The sequence below is a fragment of the Rhodosalinus sp. FB01 genome (assembly GCF_041365715.1).
Classification (GTDB): domain Bacteria; phylum Pseudomonadota; class Alphaproteobacteria; order Rhodobacterales; family Rhodobacteraceae; genus Rhodosalinus.
Genome location: NZ_JBGFSH010000057.1, coordinates 1 through 527, shown reverse-complemented (window position 1 = coordinate 527; position 527 = coordinate 1). Strand labels below are relative to the sequence as shown.

The window sequence follows — 527 nt, the reverse complement described above, 5'->3', positions numbered from 1 at the left end:
TTTTTTTGTTATATAGTTTATTAAGATAATAATTCTATTAGCTTTCAAGGTTAAAAGTGTATATTTAAAATAATTTTATCTTATATGAATTTACAGTTCATCATCTTATGATTTCTTAATTATAATTTTAAATTTGCAATTTAATGTTTTTAAACTATTAGATAATACTGCGATGGTTATATTCAACTAATCATAAGGATATTGGGACGTTATATTTAATATTTGGTGTTTGATCGGCTATAATGGGAACTGCTATAAGAGTTTTGATTCGAATGGAATTAGGAAATCCTGGTAGATTGTTAGGAAATGATCATATATATAATGTTATAGTTACTGCTCATGCTTTTGTAATAATTTTTTTTATAGTGATACCAATTCTTATTGGAGGATTTGGTAATTGATTGGTACCTTTAATATTGGGAGCTCCTGATATATCTTTTCCTCGAATGAATAATCTTTCTTTCTGATTATTACCTCCTTCTTTATTTTTGTTATCTATATCTTCTATAGTGGAGATAGGGGTTGGT

Annotated in this window: 1 protein-coding gene; it reads right to left on the bottom strand. The window is 25.8% G+C overall.

What is annotated here, in order from left to right; all coding sequences use genetic code 11:
- Positions 1 to 337: 337 nt before the first annotated feature.
- On the bottom strand, positions 338 to 527 hold a 190-nt coding region (locus AB6A65_RS16545; protein WP_158540204.1), incomplete at its 5' end, for a hypothetical protein.